This window comes from Pseudomonas urmiensis (genome assembly GCF_014268815.2).
GTDB lineage: Bacteria > Pseudomonadota > Gammaproteobacteria > Pseudomonadales > Pseudomonadaceae > Aquipseudomonas > Aquipseudomonas urmiensis.
In genome coordinates this window covers 550,762-568,860 of the sequence record NZ_JABWRE020000001.1, presented here as the reverse complement: position 1 = coordinate 568,860, position 18,099 = coordinate 550,762, and the positions used below count along the sequence as shown (strand labels likewise).

Here is an 18,099-nt window from a genome sequence, read left to right as displayed (position 1 = left end):
TCAGCCTCCGCGCTTGAGTGAAAAACCCGTGCACCAGGCGGCCTGGGCCTTGCTCGGACGGATGTCGGTCCAGTTGCCCAGTTCGACCCGGCTGACACCGCCGATATGCAACTGGGCATCGATACCGGAGCGGGCAACTTCCAAGCCCAGGCGTCGTCGTGGGTTGATCCAGGCCTGCAAGCGGCGCTGGCATTCGGCAAGGATCGCCTCTGATTCCGGACCGTTGTCAGCCATGTACAGCAAAGCATCGATGCGATACGCCAGCACCTCGGCGCTGCGCACATTGACCCGGTCAGCCACGGGGCGAATGTCGTCGTCGTTCAAATAGGCCGCAACATCTGCCAGCAATTCAGGGCTGGCGACACCGTTGCCATCCAGGCTCAGCACCGTGACATCGACGACAGCCGGCGACGGGCTCTCGGCGGTCGCGTCAGCGACCAGCCCCGACGCGTTACGGGCATGCAAGATGTAGCTGTTGCGCGGCCCTGCCGTGGTCAGCCCTTCGTAGACCAGTTGCACCCGCTCGCGCAGGGCATCGTCGGACTCAAGCTGCGCCTCTACAGGCGGCACACGTGTCGGGTCTGCCGCCTGGATCACCAGGCGCTGCAAACTGACATTAGCGGCCAGCTGGTCCAGATCACTGCCCTGCGCATAGGCCAGCAACAACGCCTTGGCCGCATCGTTGATACGCGCCCGGTTGAGCAGTTTGCGATAAGCCCCGACCTCCAGCAGCTTGGTGACCGGATCGCTTTCGAGCTGCGCCGTCCAGTCATCCCCCAGGTGGGCGCGGAAGGTCTCTAGGTCAGCTTGGTAAAGGTCTTCGTAGTTAAGGTCTTCGAGTAGCTGCGGTGCGGGCAAGCGGGAGAGGTCTACCTGGCTCATACGCTCACCTCCAGCAGGGCTTCGTCGCCCAGGTAGCGGCCACTCAGGAGCAGGCTGACCTGGCCATCGAGTACCGCTACCACCTTGACCCGCTCAAGCTTCAGGCGCGGTTCCCAGCGGCCCAGGGCACGAGCGACCTCGGCTTGCACGGCGCTCTTCCAGCCTTCGTTGACCGGCATGTCGACATAGCGACGCAATTGGCTGCCGTATTCGGGGCGCATGCGGCGGCTGCCAAGCGGGGTGGTGAGAATGTCGTCGATCGATTGGCGAAGGTGAGCGATGCCGGCCAAGGGCTGGCCGCTGCGGCGGTCCATGCCGATCATGGGGCACCTCCTGCCGCGGACCAGCCTGCACAGGCAGGCGCATGCTGATGGAGTTTCATAGTTGCCTCCTGATATGAAAAAGCCCGCAGCAGCGGGCTTCGTTCAATGTTTGTGATTGGCCGTATTCCCGGCCGTATCGATGATCCGGCCGCTGCCGTGGATATCGCCGCTAACCTGCAGCGGGCCGTTGATCGCGACGCTGCCGGTGAGGGTGATGGCTGCAGCATCGAGCGTGATGGCGCCATCGCTGACCTGTACGGTGCTGGCGCCGACTGTGACCGTGGCGTTACCACTGGGCAGGTGGATGTCGTAGCGACGCGCTTGCCAGTCATAGGCCAGCGAGCCGCCATCGTCGAAATACCACGCCGCCACGTGATCGCGGTTATCCGGCGGGCTGCCCGCATTGCCATACAGGCCTGGCACGAAGGTACCCTGGGCCGGCTCCCCGCTGGGGCTGACCAGTACGCCCTGCTCGCCCAGGCTCGGCGCCCGCCAATGCCGAGCCTTGCCAGCGGCGAGGGAATGCCAGCGCAGCCAAGCGCTAGTCCAGCCACTGCCGTCGGCAACCCGCACTCGCGCTGCCGCCAGGTCGACCGCTACCACCCGGCATGGGATCAGCAAGCTGGCAAGCATGCGATCGTGCATGGCACTGGCGTAACTCATGCCAGGTCCTCCGGGGCGAAATAGCGGCTCTGATTACCAGGCCCGGTATCTGGATCGATGCCCAGCAGCAAGCTACCTGCGGGCTGATCCGGCCAGGGCCATTGGGGCTCGCCGAGCAGCACCGGCTGATCCCAGCGCACTTTCCAATCGCCCGCTTCGAACTGTGCTTGCACATTGCGGCTGGCTTCGACGAAATCCAGCCCCCAGAACTGTTGGCGCAACAGGTCCATCAATTGCGCCGCCAGCAGGCTGCCTTGCAGGCGAGCCTCAGGGTTGAGGGTGTCGGCGGTAATGTCAGCCTCGAAACTGGCGATCAGCACCGAGCGTCCATCGCGCGGCGCAGCGTCAGCTGTCATGCGCACGATGCCATGGCGCAGCGCCGGCAAATCGGGGTTATTGCCTAGGGTTGAATGTGCATCGACTGACGCCAGCTCGGGCATCGCCTCACGGATCGTGGCGGTCAACGCCGCATATAAAGTGGTCAATTCGCTCATGCCATGCGCTCCTACCGCTCGTCCGTGGGGGATGCGTCGCGCAGCCCAAGTCGCTTCGCTGCCCAGCGCTCGTAAAGGCCGATGGCGACATCGGCGCCGGCCATGGCGGTCAAGCAGCCAAAGGCGCTAGCCGTCCAGATCGACATGCCGGTGGCATACAGCAGCATCACGGTGGATACCCCACATACCATGCATGCCCCAGAGCGCAGCGCCAGCCGCCGCACCAGCGACCAGCCGCGGGCGCCAGCTTTGTCGGCGCGCCACATTTCGCCAGAAATACCCCCCAGCAATGCCAGGACGATTACCAGCCAGAGCGGCATCTCCAGCAACGCTTGTTGCTCGTTCGTCACTGTCCTGTCTCCTGTGTGATGCCCGCCGGCAACTGCCGGCGGATCGATTACCGTTGATCGCGGCATTCCAAAAAGCCCGGCCCGCCAGGCTTTTCAGTAATGCGTTGGCAAACCGCCGGCCACGACTGGTGACGCCGCACGGTTACGCTTCAAATTGGTGACTCCGACCGCGGCCGCCTGCCCGCCGGATAACTGTTCGTGGTGCTTTACGCTGCACACCCGGGCCAGTTGCCAACCCTCTGAACAGTTGAGGCCTGTTCATCGCTGCCTGTGTAACAACCGGTTGCTGACCGGCTTGAGACACAGATTATGCATTGATGCATATGCAGTCAATGCATTTATTCAAATTTCTATGCACGCGAATTTGCTGATATGCATGCAAGCTATGCGTCGCGCAGGTTGTAGGAGTTTTCACAAGGCGAAAAAAAACCCGCTTAGGCGGGTTTTCTGTCGAGCAGGTTATTTAGCGAGCATACATGCCCCACCAGAACACATGGCCGAGCAGGCTGATCTGCTCCTCCTGCATTTGCTGGAAGCTGTAGTCTTCGTCGGGATGCTCATCGCGGTTGAAGCTGCGCAGCCGAATCCCGGTGGGCAGGCGGTAGACCTGCTTGACCCGCAGTTGGCCGTTATGATTGATGGCATAAAGGTCGCCGTCGACGATGTCACCGATCGAGCACTTGCCGGTATTGACCCCCACCGTGGCGCCATCGCGCAGCACTGGCAGCATGCTGTTGCCGCGCACTGTCACACACTTGGCATTATCGAACTGCACGCCGTTGTGGCGTAGGCTGCGCTTGCCGAAACGCAGGCGCGCGCGCTCGCTTTCCTCGATGACGAATCTTCCTGATCCTGCTGCCAATTCGACCTCACGAAGAAAAGGTACCGACACCTCGTCATCCTCGACGGGGGTTTCATCGTCCCACAGGCTGATGTCACTGAGCTCGGCATGCCCATGGGCCGGTTGCGCCGCTTCACGCGACTCGCCCAGCTCGACACGGCCACGCAACTGATCGGTGCTCACGCCAAAATACTCGGCGATCCTCGACACGTGCTTGTCCGAAGGATCGACGATCTTCTCGCTGAGAATCCGCGACAGGGTGGATTGGGGAACGCCCGTGCGCCGGTACAGCTCCGTCGGGGACAGGCCGTGGCGGTCGAGCAAGGTTCTGAGTACGGAGGCTACGTTGCGTTTTTGCATAACATGCATAATGCAGCCAGCGCAATTGAAATGCAATCGATGCTGATGGGCAAAAAACTTGCATCCCTCCCTCGCCACTCGCTAACGTCGCGTCCGAGCTGAAACGCAGACAGGAGCGCCCGCGTTGAACATGCATAAAGTGCATAGATGGCTAGGAACCGCCATCAAATTGATTCTGGTTACCTTGGTGTGCTGGATGATCAGCCCACAAGTTTTCGATGACTACTCATCGAACCATCCACGTCGGGTATTCAGCCCGGGATTCATCATGCTGTGCACGCTAGTGGTGGTGTTCGAACTGCTCCTGCTCCAGCACCTCTATGGCCATCGCAGCTAATCATTGCCTGCGCAGATTTGCCCTACCCCAACCTCCTGCAGCGCTGGAAAAAAGCCTGTACCATTGCCGGTTTGAAAATCGCCAACCGAATCACCCGCTGTAAGGCCCCGAATGTCTGATCTCTCCGCACACACACCGATGATGCAGCAGTACTGGAAGCTGAAGAATCAGCATCCGGACCAGCTGATGTTCTACCGCATGGGCGATTTCTACGAGATCTTCTACGAAGACGCGAAGAAAGCCGCCAAACTGCTGGACATCACCCTGACCGCACGCGGTCAGTCGGCCGGCCAGTCGATCCCGATGTGCGGGATTCCATTTCATTCGGCGGAAGGTTACCTGGCCAAGCTGGTCAAGCTCGGCGAGTCGGTGGTGATCTGCGAGCAGATCGGCGATCCGGCTACCAGCAAAGGCCCAGTCGAGCGTCAGGTAGTGCGCATCATCACCCCGGGTACGGTGAGTGACGAAGCACTGCTCGACGAGCGCCGCGACAACCTGATCGCTGCCTTGCTCGGTGACGAGCGACTGTTCGGCCTGGCGGTGCTGGACATCACCAGCGGCAACTTCACCGTGCAGGAGATCAAAGGCTGGGAAAACCTGCTGGCCGAACTTGAGCGGATCAACCCGGTCGAGCTGCTGATCCCCGATGACTGGCCGCGCGATCTGCCGGCCGAGAAGCGCCCAGGCTGCCGCCGTCGTGCACCGTGGGACTTCGACCGTGATTCGGCACGTAAAAGCCTCTGCCAGCAGTTCGCGACCAAGGACCTCAAAGGCTTTGGCTGCGACAAGCTGACCCTGGCCATTGGCGCGGCTGGCTGCCTGCTGAGCTACGCCAAGGAAACCCAGCGCACCACCCTGCCCCATCTGCGCAGCCTGCGCCACGAGCGCATGGACGACACGGTCGTGCTCGACGGTGCCAGCCGGCGTAACCTGGAACTGGACATCAACCTGGCCGGTGGTCGCGACAACACCCTGCAGTCGGTCATCGACCGCTGCCAGACCGCCATGGCCAGCCGTTTGCTGAGCCGCTGGCTGAACCGCCCGCTACGCGACCTGAAAGTGCTGCAAGCGCGTCAGGATTCGATCCGTTGCCTGCTCGATGGCTACCGCTACGAGAAACTGCAGCCGCAGCTCAAGGAAATCGGTGACCTGGAACGGATCCTCGCCCGAATCGGCCTGCGCAACGCGCGTCCTCGTGACCTTGCCCGCCTGCGCGATGCCCTTGGCGCCTTGCCCGAGCTGCAAAACGCCATGGCAGAGTTGGAGGCGCCGCACCTGGCCCGCCTGGCCGCGATTACTGGCACCTACCCGGAACTTGCCAGCCTGCTGGAACGAGCGATCGTCGACAATCCGCCAGCGGTGATCCGTGACGGTGGCGTGCTCAAGACCGGCTATGACAGCGAACTTGATGAGCTGTTGGCCATGAGCGAGAACGCCGGCCAGTTCCTGATCGACCTGGAAGCACGCGAGAAAGCCCGCACGGGTCTGGCCAACCTCAAGGTCGGCTACAACCGCGTGCACGGCTACTTCATCGAACTTCCGACCAAGCAGGCCGAGCAAGCCCCTGGGGACTACATTCGCCGCCAGACCCTCAAGGGCGCCGAGCGCTTCATCACCCCAGAGCTCAAAGCGTTTGAAGACAAGGCACTGTCGGCCAAGAGCCGTGCCCTGGCGCGCGAGAAGATGCTCTACGATGCGCTGATGGAAACCCTGATCGGCCACCTGGCGCCGTTGCAGGACAGCGCCGCGGCACTGGCCGAGCTGGACGTCTTGAGCAATCTGGCCGAGCGCGCCCTGACGCTGGACCTGAACTGCCCAAGCTTCGTCGACGAGCCATGCCTGCGTATCGAGCAAGGCCGCCACCCGGTGGTCGAGCAAGTCTTGACCACCCCGTTCGTGGCCAACGACCTGGGCCTGGACAATGGCACGCGGATGCTGATCATCACCGGCCCGAACATGGGCGGTAAATCGACCTACATGCGTCAGACCGCGCTGATCGTGCTGATGGCGCACATCGGCAGCTTCGTCCCGGCGGCGCGCTGCGAGCTGTCGCTGGTCGATCGCATCTTCACCCGTATCGGCTCCAGCGACGACCTGGCCGGCGGGCGCTCGACGTTCATGGTCGAAATGAGCGAAACCGCCAACATTCTGCATAACGCCACCGACCGCAGCCTGGTGCTGATGGATGAAGTCGGTCGCGGCACCAGTACCTTCGATGGCCTGTCGCTGGCCTGGGCCGCTGCCGAGCGCCTGGCGCAGCTGCGTGCCTATACGCTGTTCGCCACGCACTACTTCGAGCTGACCGTACTGCCGGAGAATGAGCCGCTGGTGGCCAACGTGCACCTGAACGCCACTGAGCACAATGAGCGCATCGTGTTCCTGCACCATGTGCTGCCTGGCCCTGCCAGCCAGAGCTACGGCCTGGCCGTGGCGCAGCTGGCCGGTGTCCCGGCGCCAGTGATCCAGCGTGCCCGCGAGCACCTGGGCCGCCTGGAAACGACCAGCCTGCCGCATGAGGCGCCGGTGACCAAGGCCGCCAAGGGCGAGCCGCAAGCGCCGCACCAAAGCGATCTGTTCGCCAGCCTGCCTCACCCAGTCATCGAGAAGCTGGGCAAGCTGGACTTGGACGACATGACGCCGCGCCAAGCTATCGAAATGCTATATCAACTGAAGAACCTGTTATAACGGCCGCCTGCGCAAGCTGGTAGAATCCCGCGCGGTTTGCTGGTGCTGCAGGTTATTAGCCTGGCCTGCAGCCACATACCTGTGAACCGCGCTGCCCTGCAAGGAAGGGCACGCTGCCGTTGCCTGAGGAGAAAATTAGAAATGACCTTCGTCGTCACCGACAACTGCATCAAGTGCAAGTACACCGACTGTGTTGAAGTCTGTCCGGTGGACTGCTTCTATGAAGGCCCGAACTTCCTGGTCATCCACCCGGACGAGTGCATCGACTGTGCACTGTGCGAGCCAGAGTGCCCGGCTCAAGCCATTTTCTCGGAAGACGAAGTGCCTGCGGGCATGGAGAACTTCATCGAGATCAACGCCGAACTGGCGGAGATCTGGCCGAACATCACCGAGAAGAAAGACGCGCTGCCGGATGCTGAAGAGTGGGATGGCAAGACCGGTAAGATTGCTGATCTGGAACGCTGATACGCTTGGCGTTTCGGTTCAAGGAAGGTGGCCTTAGGGCCGCCTTTTTTATTGCCTGGGATTTGATCAGCAACGAAAACGCCCAAGGCTGAGCTTGGGCGTTTTCTGGAAGCTGGGTGAGGATTGCTCTGGCACTGAACGGCAGGCAAAAAAAAGGGGCGGTTTGACCCGCCCACATTTTTTCCGTAGTCCCTGTTTGTCCCAAACATCGTCCTGATGAATCGCTTTCCTGCGATGTCCTTGGCCTTCTTCCTGAGGGCCTGTGCCTGTCCGTCGGCACAGTTCGAATACTAGCGATTTCATTTTGGGAGACAAGCGTGGCAGCTTTCAAAACGTTACTACGGAAACACTTCTTCATATTTAATAAATCATTAACTTTCAATTGGTTAGGAAACGGATAGGTTTGAAAAGGACAATGATTTACTGACCCGTAGGTCGATGACTTACAGCATGTGTGAGCAATTTCTTACACGGGATGCAACTGGGGTAGCAGTCGACACATTCCTTTACTTGCAAATGGGGATGCTTTGGGGGCTTTGGGCTTTGGTATTGCGGGCTTATCCATTGTTTGTGGCGATGCCACTGGCCCCTTCCGCCTTTACGGCGGCTTACTTTTCTCTTGGGAAAAGTAAGCAAAACCGCTCGCTCCTGCATCCGGCCCTACGCTGCGCTTCGGGTTCCCTCGCTGCGGGCTTGCTCCCGTGAGGACCGCGCTGTACGGCCCCTCCTGGGCCGCAGCGCTTGACGGCCATCCATGGCCGTCACCTCACTCCGCAAACCCTCCGCTCGGCCTCCTGACGTCGCGAATCTGTAGCGTCTGAACCTGCGCGCACTAAGATCAAAAGCAGGCGCATCGCTACGCTCTCGCAGAAACCAAAGCCAAAGCCAAAGCCAAGTATCGAATTTTTATTTTGTGTTGTTTGTTCAGGCCTCTTCGCGGGCAAGCCCGCTTCCACAGGCTCACCGCCAGCCGGGAGAACAGTGCGCTACCTGTGGGAGCGGGCTTGCCCGCGAAGAGGCCGGAGTATCCAGCGCAGATGCCACTATCGCCAGATAACGCCAGCCCAGGCGCCGCCACTAACTTCGCGACGTCAGTAGGCCGAGCGGAGGGCTTGCGAAGGGAGGTGACGGCCATGGATGGCCGTCAAGCGCTGCGGCCCAGGAGGGGCCGTACAGCGCGGCCCTCCCGGGAGCAAGCCCGGAGTGAGGGGACCCGAAGCGCAGCGTAGGGCCGGATGCAGGAGCAGGCGGTTTTGCTTACTTTTCCCAAGAGAAAAGTAAGCCGCCGTAAAGGCGGAAGGGGCCAGTGGCGTCGCCACAAAGAATGGATAAGCTCCCGATTCAAGAACTCAAGAAACTCAAACTCCCCGCAAAACAAAACGCCCCGAGATTATCGGGGCGCTTAGCGAACAAACCGTAAAACCAAAAAACACTACTTACTGAAACAACGACTCACTAGACAGCCCATTCTTCTCAAGAATCTCCCGCAGCCGCTTCAGGCCTTCAACCTGAATCTGCCGCACTCGCTCCCGAGTCAGGCCAATCTCCAACCCCACATCCTCCAGCGTACTGCTCTCATGCCCCCGCAGCCCAAACCGACGTACCACAACCTCACGCTGCTTGTCGGTCAACTCTCCCAGCCACTGGTCAATGCTCTGCGACAGGTCGTCATCCTGCAGCAACTCACACGGGTCGGTAGGTCGATCATCCGTCAGGGTATCGAGCAGCGTCTTATCCGAATCCGGCCCCAGTGAAACGTCCACCGACGACACCCGCTCATTAAGCCCAAGCATACGCTTGACCTCAGCGACCGGCTTCTCCAGCAGGGTGGCGATTTCTTCCGGGGACGGCTCGTGATCGAGCTTTTGCGTGAGCTCCCGCGCAGCACGCAGGTAAACGTTGAGCTCCTTGACCACGTGGATCGGCAGGCGAATGGTACGGGTCTGGTTCATGATCGCCCGTTCGATGGTCTGGCGAATCCACCAGGTCGCATAGGTGGAGAAACGGAAACCACGTTCCGGATCGAATTTCTCCACGGCGCGAATCAAGCCCAGGTTGCCTTCCTCGATCAGGTCGAGCAACGACAAGCCACGATTCACATAACGGCGGGCGATTTTCACGACCAAGCGCAGGTTGCTCTCGATCATGCGTTTGCGACCGGCAGGGTCGCCTTTTTGCGAGAGGCGTGCGAAGTGCACTTCCTCTTCGGGGGAGAGCAGCGGCGAGAAGCCGATCTCGTTCAGGTACAGCTGGGTAGCATCAAGCGCCCGGCTGTAATCGATGTACTTGTGTTGCTTGAGCGACGAGGCCTGTTTGGCCTTGGTCCGAACCGAAGGTACAGCAGGTTCGTCTGACACCACATCCGTTTCCAAAACGATGCCCGTCTCCATCAGGAGGAGGTCATCGTCGATGTCAAACTCCGGCACTTCTTTACTGAGAGCCATTGTTATAGTCCTTTGCTGAGTTCGAACTCAGACTCTAGCGACGCCTGATTCCCTGGCAGCGCTGGAGCCTGTCCCCTCTACATCCAAGGAACAGGCCGGGTACAACGATCAACGACGTGGCAAGAACTGGAGCGGATCGACGGGTTTGCCCTGGCGGCGAATTTCAAAATGCAGCTTAACCCGATCAGTGCCCGTAGACCCCATTTCAGCGATAGCCTGCCCTGCCTTGACCTGCTGCCCCTCCCGAACCAAAAGCCTGCGGTTATGACCGTAGGCACTGACGTAGGTATCGCTGTGCTTGATGATGATCAGTTCGCCGTAGCCCCTCAAGCCACTCCCGGCGTAGACCACTGCACCACCAGACGCAGCAAAAACAGGCTGTCCCAAATCACCGGCGATATCAATGCCTTTATTCAAACTACCGTTTGAAGCGAATTTTCCAATCAGCACGCCGTTGGCCGGCCAGGTCCAACCACCGGCTGTACGCTCTGCGGCAGGCACTGTGGTGACCACTGGGGTAGTGGTTGCCGGGGTTGTTACAACGGGTTTACCGCTGCTCGCGGGTGGCGTTGTGGTGGTCCCAACCGGGCGCCGGATGACCGTGGTCTTGCTCGACGAAGAAGGGCTGGAGACCACTGTGGTACTACCGGTCGAACCACTGCTGAAACGAATCGGTTGCCCCGGGCGGATGGTATACGGCGCACTGATATTGTTGCGTGCGGCCAGCTCCTTGTAGTCCCAACCGTAGCGGAAGGCGATCGAGAACAGCGTGTCGCCCGGTTTGACGATGTACTGCCCCGACGTCACGGTCGGGCGCTTGGGCGCCGCGTTGTTGCGGTCGACCACCCGCGCGCCGCTCGAGCCGGTGCTGGAACAGCCCGCCAGCAGGGTGCCCATGGCCAGTGCAACCAGCAGGAGCTTGAAACCCGACCGATCCTTGCGCTGCAGACTGATTGTGTGACCCACCCGCGCTCCCCTCATGGTGCCGAAAACCGATATGACGAAACGAAATGCAATATTGTTTCAATTATAACCGAGCCCACGGCCATTGGGTGGGCTGGAGAAAGATCCGACGCCGCTTCAGGACTTACGGACACCCCGCCAGATAGACACAGCCACGCGGCAAGAATTCGTCAGCGCGGTAAATATTCGGTGTGGATCAAGCCAGCGGGCCATTGAGCAGGGGCACGAAGCGCACCGCACCGAGCACCCGTCGGGAGAAGCCATGCTCCTCGCGCACGATCAGCATCAGTTGCTGGGTCTCCCCTGCCGGCCCCACCGGGATCACCAAGCGTCCACCGGGCGCCAGCTGATCGAGCAACGCCTGGGGTACCTCAGGTGCAACCGCGGTGACGATGATGCCGTTATACGGCGCCAGCGCCTGCCAGCCGTCGCAACCGTCGCCCCAGCGGAACACCACGTTGCGCAGGTTGAGCTCAAGCAGGCGCTCCTTGGCCCGGTCTTGCAGAACCTTGATCCGCTCCACCGAGAACACGCGCTCCACCAGTTGCGCCAGGATCGCGGTCTGGTAGCCCGAGCCAGTTCCGATCTCCAGCACCTTGTCCAGAGGCCCCGCCTCCAGCAGCAGCTCACTCATGTGCGCAACCATGAAGGGTTGGGAGATGGTCTGGTTATGCCCGATCGGCAGCGCGGTGTCCTCGTAGGCCCGATGGGCGAGCGCTTCATCGACGAACAAGTGACGCGGCGTACGGCGAATGGCCTCGAGCACCTTGGGGTTCGAGACGCCCTCCTCGCACAAGCGCTGGATCAACCGCTCCCGGGTACGCTGGGAGGTCATGCCGATACCGCGGCGCAGCAGATCGTCTTGTTCGCGCATCAGAGCACGCCCTCCAGCCAGCCATCGAGCTGCTCGAAGGCATCGTTGAAGGTGCGGTCAAGCTGCAATGGGGTGATCGACACATAGCCTTGCATCACCGCATGGAAGTCTGTCCCCGGCCCGCCGTCTTCGGCGTCACCGGCCACGGCTATCCAGTAGCCTTCCTTGCCGCGCGGATTGACCACCTTGGTCGGTGCCGCCGCCCGCGCTCGATGCCCGAGGCGGGTGAGCTGGATGCCACGGATGTGCTCCAGCGGCAAATTCGGGATATTGATATTGAGAACGGTGCGTGCTGGCAGTTGCAGACGCGACTGCGCCTCGACCAGGCGCCGGGCGATGTAGGCCGCAGTCGGCAGATTGTCTGGCGCGCGCGACAGCAGCGAGAACGCCAGCGAGGTGCCCCCCAGGAAGCGCCCCTCAAGGGCCGCAGCAACTGTACCTGAGTACAACACGTCATCGCCCAGGTTCGCGCCCAGGTTGATACCCGAGACGACCATGTCAGGCGTCTGCGGCAGCAGGCCGTTGAGCCCCAAGTGCACACAATCGGTCGGCGTGCCATTAAGGCTGATAAAACCGTTGGCCAGCACCTGTGGGTGCAGCGGGCGGTCCAGCGTCAGCGAACTGCTGGCGCCGCTTTTGTCTTGATCCGGGGCGATCACCACGCACTCGGCATAATCGGCCAGCGCAGCATGCAGCGCGGCAAGGCCGGGTGCGGTAACACCATCATCATTGGAAATCAGAATACGCATGGGCTGTCCGTCTGCCCTACCGGCACCAGATCGACAAGCTCGCGCACCACCACGGTGGCGAAGCATCCGGCCGGCAGGACGAATTCCAGTTGCAGGATATCAGGCTCGGGATAATGCCACGTCAGGCCGCCAATAGGGAGCCGCAGGATGCGCCGTTCGTGACTCATGCCCGCTCGTGCCAGCCAATTGCACAGATCGGCATGCCGTTCAGCGATGCTCGACTCCAGCTCGGCGGTCGCACCGCCGGCGGGCGAGGCGCCTTCGCCCCACATCGGGCCGGTCGGATGCAGGTCGAGAATGGCCAAGCGCGGATCGGAACATTCAGCCTCACCCGCAGGAAAGAAGCTACGACTGTCGGTGAAGGCCAGCAGATCGCCAACCTGTGCCTGCTGCCAGCTGCCATCGGCGACCCGCGCGGCCAGCACTTGGTTGAACAGGTAGCTACGCCCAGCTGAAAGCAGACGTGAGCGGACATTGCGCTGCTCAGGCAGGGCAGCACGCGCAGCCCACTGCTGCGCATCATGCACGTTGCCGCCCGCATGGCCGAAGCGTTGGCTGCCGAAGTAGTTGGGCACCCCTTGAGCCTTGAGCTGCTGCAGACGCACATCCAGCGCCGCGTGATCAGCTGCCAGGGCAGTCAGGCGCAGGGAAAAACCGTTGGCCGAGTGGGCGCCGCGTTGCAGTTTGCGCTGGTGGCGCACCTGCTTGAGGATACGCAGGGTGTCGTCTTCGGCGCGCGTCAGGTCGGGGTCGGCCTTGCCCGGCAGATGCAGGCTGAACCACTGGCGGGTCAGGGCCTGGCGATCCTTGAGGCCGGCATAACTGATCGAACGTACTGGCACGCCAGCGGCGCGCGCCAGACGGCGAGCGGCTTCCTCGGTGTTCAGGTCACGCTTCTCGACCCACAGCCACAAGTGCTCACCCTGGCCAGACAACGGAATGTCGAGCACTTCGTCGACCTGGAAGTCTTCGGCCACGGCCTTGAGCACTGCGCTACCCAGCGCCGCACCAGAGGCCCGGGGGCCGAGCAGTTCGAGTTCGGTCATGCTGGCAGCAACAGGGCGACCGCGTGCACGGCGATACCCTCCTCACGGCCGGTGAAACCGAGCTTCTCGGTGGTCGTGGCCTTGACGTTGACCTGGTCGAGTTCAACCTGCAGGTCTTGGGCAATGAATTGGCGCATGGTTTCGATATGCGGGGCCATCTTCGGCGCCTGGGCGACGATGGTGGCATCGATGTTGCCGACCTTCCAACCCTTGGCCTGGACGATGCCAACGACATGGCGCAGCAGCACCCGGCTGTCGGCGCCCTTGAACTGCGGATCGGTATCGGGGAAGTGCTTGCCGATGTCGCCCAACGCGGCTGCGCCGAGCAGTGCATCGCTCAAGGCGTGCAACACCACGTCGCCGTCGGAGTGGGCCAGCAGGCCGTATTTGTGAGGGATACGCACCCCACCCAAGGTAATGAAATCACCGTCGGTGAAACGGTGCACATCGTAGCCATGGCCAATACGCATAGAAAAACGCCCTGATTAAGTCAGGGCGGGATTCTACCTGCTTTGAACCACCTTGGGCGTATGCTTTTGGGACCGCAGCACAGCCCCAATTATTTTCAGACTTGGCCTAAAGCCACGGCATGATGGCGCAGATGCTCATCGATAAAGCTGGCGATGAAGTAGTAGCTATGGTCATACCCCGGCTGCAAGCGCAACACCAGCTCATGACCAGCCTTGCGCGCCGCCTGCTCCAACGCCTCAGGCTTGAGCTGCTTCTCGAGAAAATCATCGCGATCGCCCTGATCCACCAACAGCGGCGGACACTGTCCGGCCGGCGTTTCGGCCAGCAGCACACTGGCATCCCACTCCCGCCAGCGCGCACGGTCTTCACCCAGATAACGCGAGAACGCCTTCTCGCCCCACGGGCAATCCATCGGATTGCTGATCGGCGAAAACGCCGATACCGAACGGTACCGCCCAGGGTTACGCAAGGCGCACACCAATGCACCATGACCGCCCATCGAATGGCCACTGATGCTGCGCTGATCGGAGGCAGGGAAATGCGCCTCGACCAGGGCTGGCAGTTCCTCTACCACGTAGTCATGCATGCGGTAGTGCTGGGCCCAGGGCTGCTGGGTAGCATTGAGGTAAAAACCTGCCCCCAGACCGAAGTCCCAGGCGCCGTCCGGGTCACCCGGCACCTGTTCGCCACGCGGGCTGGTATCGGGGGCGACGATGATCAAGCCCAGCTCAGCGGCCAGGCGCTGGGCGCCGGCCTTTTGCATGAAGTTCTCGTCGGTGCAGGTCAAGCCGCTGAGCCAGTACAGCACCGGCAGCTTGGCGCCCTGCTCTGCCTGCGGTGGCAGGTAGACGGCGAACACCATGTCGCAGCCCAGGACCTTGGAGTGATGCCGGTAACGCTTGTGCCAGCCGCCGAAGCTCTTCTGGCAAGAGATGTTTTCCAGGCTCATGGCTGACCTCAGAAGTGGATCACGCTACGGATGCTCTTGCCTTCATGCATCAGGTCGAAGGCTTTGTTGATGTCCTCCAGGCCCATGGTGTGGGTGATGAAAGTATCCAGCGGGATCTCGCCCTTCTCGGACATTTCCACGTAGCTGGGCAGCTCGCTGCGACCGCGCACGCCACCGAACGCCGAACCACGCCAGACGCGACCAGTCACCAGTTGGAACGGACGGGTAGCGATTTCCTGGCCGGCACCGGCGACACCAATGATCACCGATTCGCCCCAGCCCTTGTGGCAGCATTCAAGCGCCGCACGCATCAGCTGGACATTGCCCACGCATTCGAACGAGTAATCGACGCCGCCGTCGGTGAGGTCGACGATGACTTCCTGGATGGGACGGTCGTAGTCCTTGGGGTTGACGCAGTCGGTGGCGCCGAGCTGACGGGCGATCTCGAACTTGCTTGGGTTGATATCGACGGCAATGATCCGCGAAGCCTTGGCCTTCACCGCACCGATGATCGCCGACAGGCCGATACCGCCCAGGCCGAACACTGCCACCGTGTCACCGGGCTGGACCTTGGCGGTATTGAGCACGGCGCCAATGCCGGTGGTGACGCCACAGCCGAGCAAGCAGACCTTCTCCAGCGGTGCTTCTTTCTGGATCTTGGCCACGGAAATTTCCGGCAGCACGGTGTACTCGGAGAAGGTCGAGGTGCCCATGTAATGGAACAACTGCTGGCCTTTGTAGGAGAAGCGGGTAGTGCCGTCCGGCATCAGGCCCTTGCCTTGGGTAGCGCGGATGGCCTGGCACAGGTTGGTCTTGCCGGAAAGGCAGAATTTGCACTTGCCGCACTCGGGGGTGTACAGCGGGATGACATGATCGCCGACTGCCAGCGAGGTGACGCCCTCGCCCACTGCCTCGACGATTGCCCCGCCCTCGTGGCCGAGAATCGACGGGAAGATGCCTTCCGGGTCGGCGCCAGACAAGGTGTAGGCATCGGTATGGCAGACACCGCTGGCGACCACGCGCAGCAGCACTTCACCGGCCTTGGGCATGGCCACGTCGACTTCGACGATTTCCAGGGGTTTCTTGGCCTCGAAGGCTACGGCAGCACGGGACTTGATCATCAGGGTCTCCAGACAGAGGGTCGATTCGATTCATCCAGTGTAATTCACCACTGTTTGATGAATAATCCAGGCAAAGACAAAACATTATTGCCATATAGGGATAATCGATGAGTAATCGCTGGGAAGGCATCGACGAATTCGTCGCGGTGGCCGAGTCGGGCCAGTTCACCGCAGCCGCCGAACGCCTGGGGATTTCCTCCTCTCATATCAGCCGGCAGATCGCCCGCCTGGAAGAACGCTTGCAGACCCGCCTGCTGTATCGCAGTACCCGCCGGGTCACTCTGAGCGAAGCGGGACAGACGTTCTTGCAACATTGCCAGCGCTTGCAAGATGGCCGCGAAGAAGCGCTGCGGGCCATGGGCGACCTGGCCAGCGAGCCCAAGGGCCTGCTGCGCATGACCTGCGCGGTGGCCTATGGCGAACGTTTCATCGTGCCACTGGTGACGCGCTTCATGGCGCTGTATCCGCAGCTACGGGTGGAAGTGGAACTGAGCAACCGCACCTTGGACTTGCTGCATGAGGGCATGGACCTGGCGATCCGCCTGGGCCGCTTGCAGGACTCAAGGTTGGTTGCCACCCGCTTGGCGCCGCGGCGGATGTTCCTGTGCGCCTCGCCGGGCTACCTGGAGCGGTATGGTCGACCGCACAGTTTGTCTGAGCTGGCGCGACACAATTGCCTGATCGGCAGTTCGGATATCTGGGCGCTGAAGCAGGACGGGCGCGAATTCAGCCAGCGAGTGCAAGGCAACTGGCGTTGCAACAGTGGCCAGGCGGTGCTGGATGCGGCGCTGCAGGGGATGGGCTTGTGTCAGCTGCCCGACTACTACGTGCTCGAGCACTTGAACAGTGGTGCGCTGGTGTCGTTGCTTGAGGCGCATCAGCCGCCCAACACGGCAGTGTGGGCGCTGTATCCGCAGCAGCGGCATCTGTCGCCGAAAGTGCGGCGGTTGGTGGATTATCTGAAGCAAGGGTTGGGGCAATTGCCGGAGTACGCCAGCCACTAAGCAAGCAGATGAAGCTCCCACGTTGCCAGGCGATGCCTCGCTCTGGGGGCAATCAGCGGCGAGAAGCCCAACGCTGGCGCAACCACTCCAGATCTTCCGGGCGGGTAACCTTGATGTTGTCACTGCGCCCCTCGATCAGGCGCGGTGCCAGCCCCGCCCATTCCATGGCCGAGGCCTCGTCAGTCACCGCCACATCAGACACCAGGCACTCGGCCAACGCCCGATGCAACGCGCCGAGCCGGAACATCTGCGGGGTAAATGCCTGCCAGATGGTGCTGCGATCAACCGTAGCGCTGACCCGGCCATCGCCATCGGCTCGCTTGAGCGTGTCGCGCGCCGGCACTGCCAGCAAGCCACCCACCGGATCATCCGCCAGCTCCGCCAGCAGCCGGTCCAGATCGCTACGGGCCAGGTTTGGCCGCGCAGCATCATGCACCAACACCCAGTCACCGTCCGCCGCCCCTTGGGCATGCAACAGCAACAAGGCATTGAGCACCGAGTCAGCCCTTTCGCGCCCGCCGCCAGCGCGCTGGATGCGCGCATCGCTGGCGCAAGGCAGGCCCGGCCAGTAAGGATCATCGTCAGCAATACTGACCACCACGCCCTTGAGCGCAGGATGGCCGAGGAAACAGTCGAGACTATGCTCGAGAATGGTCTGCCCACCCAATTGCAGATACTGCTTGGGCCGATCGGCAGCCATTCGGGCACCGACGCCCGCCGCGGGAATCACGGCCCAGAAAGCCGGTAGTAATGGGGTCATTTTTGCGGCAGCTGGTAGAGGGTTTCGCCCTCCTTGACCATCCCCAATTCATGACGGGCCCGTTCCTCCACGGTCTCCATACCTTTCTTCAACTCCAGGACTTCTGCATCGAGCACGCGATTACGCTCCAGCAGCCGCTCGTTCTCGGCATGCTGTTCGTCAATCTGCTGCTTGAGCTCGGTCACTTGCGCAAGGCTGCCGCTGCCGACCCAAAGGCGGTACTGCAGGCCACCGAGCAACAGGAGCAAGATGAGAAACAACCAATAAGGACTGCGCATCAAAGTATCCAGGGTTAAAAGGCCGCAGCCACGAGGCTCC

The 18,099-nt window shown here is 61.5% G+C and carries 20 protein-coding genes; 4 read left to right on the top strand and 16 right to left on the bottom strand.

The window, feature by feature from the left end; genetic code table 11:
- The 6 genes from HU737_RS02545 to HU737_RS02520 all read right to left on the bottom strand — a co-directional run bounded on the left by HU737_RS02545 (window position 1) and on the right by HU737_RS02520 (window position 3,922).
- Window positions 1-882 (bottom strand): baseplate assembly protein, encoded by an 882-nt coding sequence (locus HU737_RS02545; RefSeq protein ID WP_186555400.1) that lies wholly within the window; start codon window positions 880-882, stop codon window positions 1-3.
- Window positions 879-1,205: a GPW/gp25 family protein gene (locus tag HU737_RS02540; protein ID WP_186555401.1), complete on the bottom strand. Its 327-nt coding sequence runs from the start codon at window positions 1,203-1,205 to the stop codon at window positions 879-881. The genes HU737_RS02545 and HU737_RS02540 overlap by 4 nt, the downstream gene beginning before the upstream one ends.
- Window positions 1,206-1,307: 102 nt before the next feature.
- On the bottom strand, window positions 1,308-1,868 hold the full coding sequence (locus HU737_RS02535) for a phage baseplate assembly protein V (RefSeq protein WP_186555402.1): 561 nt from the start codon (window positions 1,866-1,868) through the stop codon (window positions 1,308-1,310).
- Window positions 1,865-2,362, bottom strand: coding sequence for a hypothetical protein (locus HU737_RS02530; RefSeq protein WP_186555403.1), 498 nt, complete (start codon window positions 2,360-2,362; stop codon window positions 1,865-1,867). The genes HU737_RS02535 and HU737_RS02530 overlap by 4 nt, the downstream gene beginning before the upstream one ends.
- A gap of 11 nt (window positions 2,363-2,373) precedes the next feature.
- A complete protein-coding gene (locus HU737_RS02525; protein WP_186555404.1) occupies window positions 2,374-2,712 on the bottom strand; it encodes a phage holin family protein in 339 nt (112 codons plus the stop codon).
- A 463-nt stretch (window positions 2,713-3,175) separates the two neighbouring features.
- Window positions 3,176-3,922: a LexA family transcriptional regulator gene (locus HU737_RS02520; RefSeq protein ID WP_186555405.1), complete on the bottom strand. Its 747-nt coding sequence runs from the start codon at window positions 3,920-3,922 to the stop codon at window positions 3,176-3,178.
- A 187-nt stretch (window positions 3,923-4,109) separates the two neighbouring features.
- On the opposite strand from HU737_RS02520, the gene HU737_RS02515 reads away from it, so the two are divergent.
- The 3 genes from HU737_RS02515 to fdxA all read left to right on the top strand — a co-directional run bounded on the left by HU737_RS02515 (window position 4,110) and on the right by fdxA (window position 7,400).
- Window positions 4,110-4,250 (top strand): hypothetical protein, encoded by a 141-nt coding sequence (locus tag HU737_RS02515; RefSeq protein WP_186555406.1) that lies wholly within the window; start codon window positions 4,110-4,112, stop codon window positions 4,248-4,250.
- 111 nt (window positions 4,251-4,361) lie between these two features.
- Entirely contained in the window at window positions 4,362-6,935 is a 2,574-nt protein-coding gene (gene mutS, locus HU737_RS02510; RefSeq protein WP_186555407.1) for a DNA mismatch repair protein MutS, read from the top strand.
- Between the two features lie 141 nt (window positions 6,936-7,076).
- Window positions 7,077-7,400: a ferredoxin FdxA gene (gene fdxA / locus HU737_RS02505; RefSeq protein ID WP_186555408.1), complete on the top strand. Its 324-nt coding sequence runs from the start codon at window positions 7,077-7,079 to the stop codon at window positions 7,398-7,400.
- 1,436 nt (window positions 7,401-8,836) lie between these two features.
- Here the strand turns inward: fdxA and rpoS are convergent.
- From rpoS to HU737_RS02465, 8 genes are all read right to left on the bottom strand, one after another.
- Window positions 8,837-9,844, bottom strand: a complete 1,008-nt coding sequence (gene rpoS / locus HU737_RS02500; RefSeq protein ID WP_186555409.1) for an RNA polymerase sigma factor RpoS — start codon at window positions 9,842-9,844, stop codon at window positions 8,837-8,839.
- Window positions 9,845-9,952: 108 nt separating this feature from the next.
- A complete protein-coding gene (locus HU737_RS02495; protein ID WP_186555410.1) occupies window positions 9,953-10,810 on the bottom strand; it encodes a peptidoglycan DD-metalloendopeptidase family protein in 858 nt (285 codons plus the stop codon).
- A 193-nt stretch (window positions 10,811-11,003) separates the two neighbouring features.
- Window positions 11,004-11,642, bottom strand: coding sequence for a protein-L-isoaspartate(D-aspartate) O-methyltransferase (locus tag HU737_RS02490; protein WP_186555484.1), 639 nt, complete (start codon window positions 11,640-11,642; stop codon window positions 11,004-11,006).
- Between the two features lie 38 nt (window positions 11,643-11,680).
- Window positions 11,681-12,430 carry a 5'/3'-nucleotidase SurE gene (gene surE / locus HU737_RS02485; RefSeq protein ID WP_186555411.1) on the bottom strand — a complete coding sequence of 250 codons (750 nt, stop codon included), beginning with the start codon at window positions 12,428-12,430 and terminating at the stop codon, window positions 11,681-11,683.
- On the bottom strand, window positions 12,418-13,476 hold the full coding sequence (gene truD, locus HU737_RS02480) for a tRNA pseudouridine(13) synthase TruD (protein WP_186555412.1): 1,059 nt from the start codon (window positions 13,474-13,476) through the stop codon (window positions 12,418-12,420). Before truD ends, surE begins: the two co-directional genes overlap by 13 nt.
- Window positions 13,473-13,946 (bottom strand): 2-C-methyl-D-erythritol 2,4-cyclodiphosphate synthase, encoded by a 474-nt coding sequence (ispF, locus tag HU737_RS02475; protein ID WP_186555413.1) that lies wholly within the window; start codon window positions 13,944-13,946, stop codon window positions 13,473-13,475. Before ispF ends, truD begins: the two co-directional genes overlap by 4 nt.
- A gap of 95 nt (window positions 13,947-14,041) precedes the next feature.
- A complete protein-coding gene (gene fghA, locus HU737_RS02470) occupies window positions 14,042-14,896 on the bottom strand; it encodes an S-formylglutathione hydrolase (RefSeq protein ID WP_186555414.1) in 855 nt (284 codons plus the stop codon).
- A gap of 8 nt (window positions 14,897-14,904) precedes the next feature.
- On the bottom strand, window positions 14,905-16,017 hold the full coding sequence (locus HU737_RS02465; protein WP_186555415.1) for an S-(hydroxymethyl)glutathione dehydrogenase/class III alcohol dehydrogenase: 1,113 nt from the start codon (window positions 16,015-16,017) through the stop codon (window positions 14,905-14,907).
- 107 nt (window positions 16,018-16,124) lie between these two features.
- Between HU737_RS02465 and HU737_RS02460 the strand changes: the two genes are divergently transcribed.
- On the top strand, window positions 16,125-17,021 hold the full coding sequence (locus HU737_RS02460) for a LysR substrate-binding domain-containing protein (RefSeq protein WP_186555416.1): 897 nt from the start codon (window positions 16,125-16,127) through the stop codon (window positions 17,019-17,021).
- A gap of 52 nt (window positions 17,022-17,073) precedes the next feature.
- On the opposite strand, the gene ispD is transcribed toward HU737_RS02460, so the two are convergent.
- Together ispD and ftsB are read right to left on the bottom strand one after the other, a co-directional pair.
- Complete coding sequence (ispD, locus tag HU737_RS02455; protein WP_186555417.1) at window positions 17,074-17,781, bottom strand: 2-C-methyl-D-erythritol 4-phosphate cytidylyltransferase; 708 nt, start codon at window positions 17,779-17,781, stop codon at window positions 17,074-17,076.
- A complete protein-coding gene (ftsB, locus tag HU737_RS02450; protein ID WP_186555418.1) occupies window positions 17,778-18,059 on the bottom strand; it encodes a cell division protein FtsB in 282 nt (93 codons plus the stop codon). The genes ispD and ftsB overlap by 4 nt, the downstream gene beginning before the upstream one ends.
- Between the last annotated feature and the right edge of the window lie 40 nt (window positions 18,060-18,099).

Excerpts from the sequence above, each read along its gene's own strand:
- HU737_RS02465 (WP_186555415.1), bottom strand. The coding sequence starts at position 16,017 with ATGATCAAGTCCCGTGCTGCCGTAGCCTTCGAGGCCAAGAAACCCCTG.
- fghA (WP_186555414.1), bottom strand. The coding sequence starts at position 14,896 with ATGAGCCTGGAAAACATCTCTTGCCAGAAGAGCTTCGGCGGCTGGCAC.
- rpoS (WP_186555409.1), bottom strand. The coding sequence starts at position 9,844 with ATGGCTCTCAGTAAAGAAGTGCCGGAGTTTGACATCGACGATGACCTC.
- HU737_RS02520 (WP_186555405.1), bottom strand. The coding sequence starts at position 3,922 with ATGCATGTTATGCAAAAACGCAACGTAGCCTCCGTACTCAGAACCTTG.
- ispD (WP_186555417.1), bottom strand. The coding sequence starts at position 17,781 with ATGACCCCATTACTACCGGCTTTCTGGGCCGTGATTCCCGCGGCGGGC.
- ispF (WP_186555413.1), bottom strand. The coding sequence starts at position 13,946 with ATGCGTATTGGCCATGGCTACGATGTGCACCGTTTCACCGACGGTGAT.
- HU737_RS02460 (WP_186555416.1), top strand. The coding sequence starts at position 16,125 with ATGAGTAATCGCTGGGAAGGCATCGACGAATTCGTCGCGGTGGCCGAG.
- HU737_RS02535 (WP_186555402.1), bottom strand. The coding sequence starts at position 1,868 with ATGAGTTACGCCAGTGCCATGCACGATCGCATGCTTGCCAGCTTGCTG.
- surE (WP_186555411.1), bottom strand. The coding sequence starts at position 12,430 with ATGCGTATTCTGATTTCCAATGATGATGGTGTTACCGCACCCGGCCTT.
- mutS (WP_186555407.1), top strand. The coding sequence starts at position 4,362 with ATGTCTGATCTCTCCGCACACACACCGATGATGCAGCAGTACTGGAAG.
- truD (WP_186555412.1), bottom strand. The coding sequence starts at position 13,476 with ATGACCGAACTCGAACTGCTCGGCCCCCGGGCCTCTGGTGCGGCGCTG.
- HU737_RS02490 (WP_186555484.1), bottom strand. The coding sequence starts at position 11,642 with ATGACCTCCCAGCGTACCCGGGAGCGGTTGATCCAGCGCTTGTGCGAG.
- HU737_RS02515 (WP_186555406.1), top strand. The coding sequence starts at position 4,110 with ATGATCAGCCCACAAGTTTTCGATGACTACTCATCGAACCATCCACGT.
- HU737_RS02530 (WP_186555403.1), bottom strand. The coding sequence starts at position 2,362 with ATGAGCGAATTGACCACTTTATATGCGGCGTTGACCGCCACGATCCGT.
- fdxA (WP_186555408.1), top strand. The coding sequence starts at position 7,077 with ATGACCTTCGTCGTCACCGACAACTGCATCAAGTGCAAGTACACCGAC.
- ftsB (WP_186555418.1), bottom strand. The coding sequence starts at position 18,059 with ATGCGCAGTCCTTATTGGTTGTTTCTCATCTTGCTCCTGTTGCTCGGT.
- HU737_RS02545 (WP_186555400.1), bottom strand. The coding sequence starts at position 882 with ATGAGCCAGGTAGACCTCTCCCGCTTGCCCGCACCGCAGCTACTCGAA.
- HU737_RS02540 (WP_186555401.1), bottom strand. The coding sequence starts at position 1,205 with ATGATCGGCATGGACCGCCGCAGCGGCCAGCCCTTGGCCGGCATCGCT.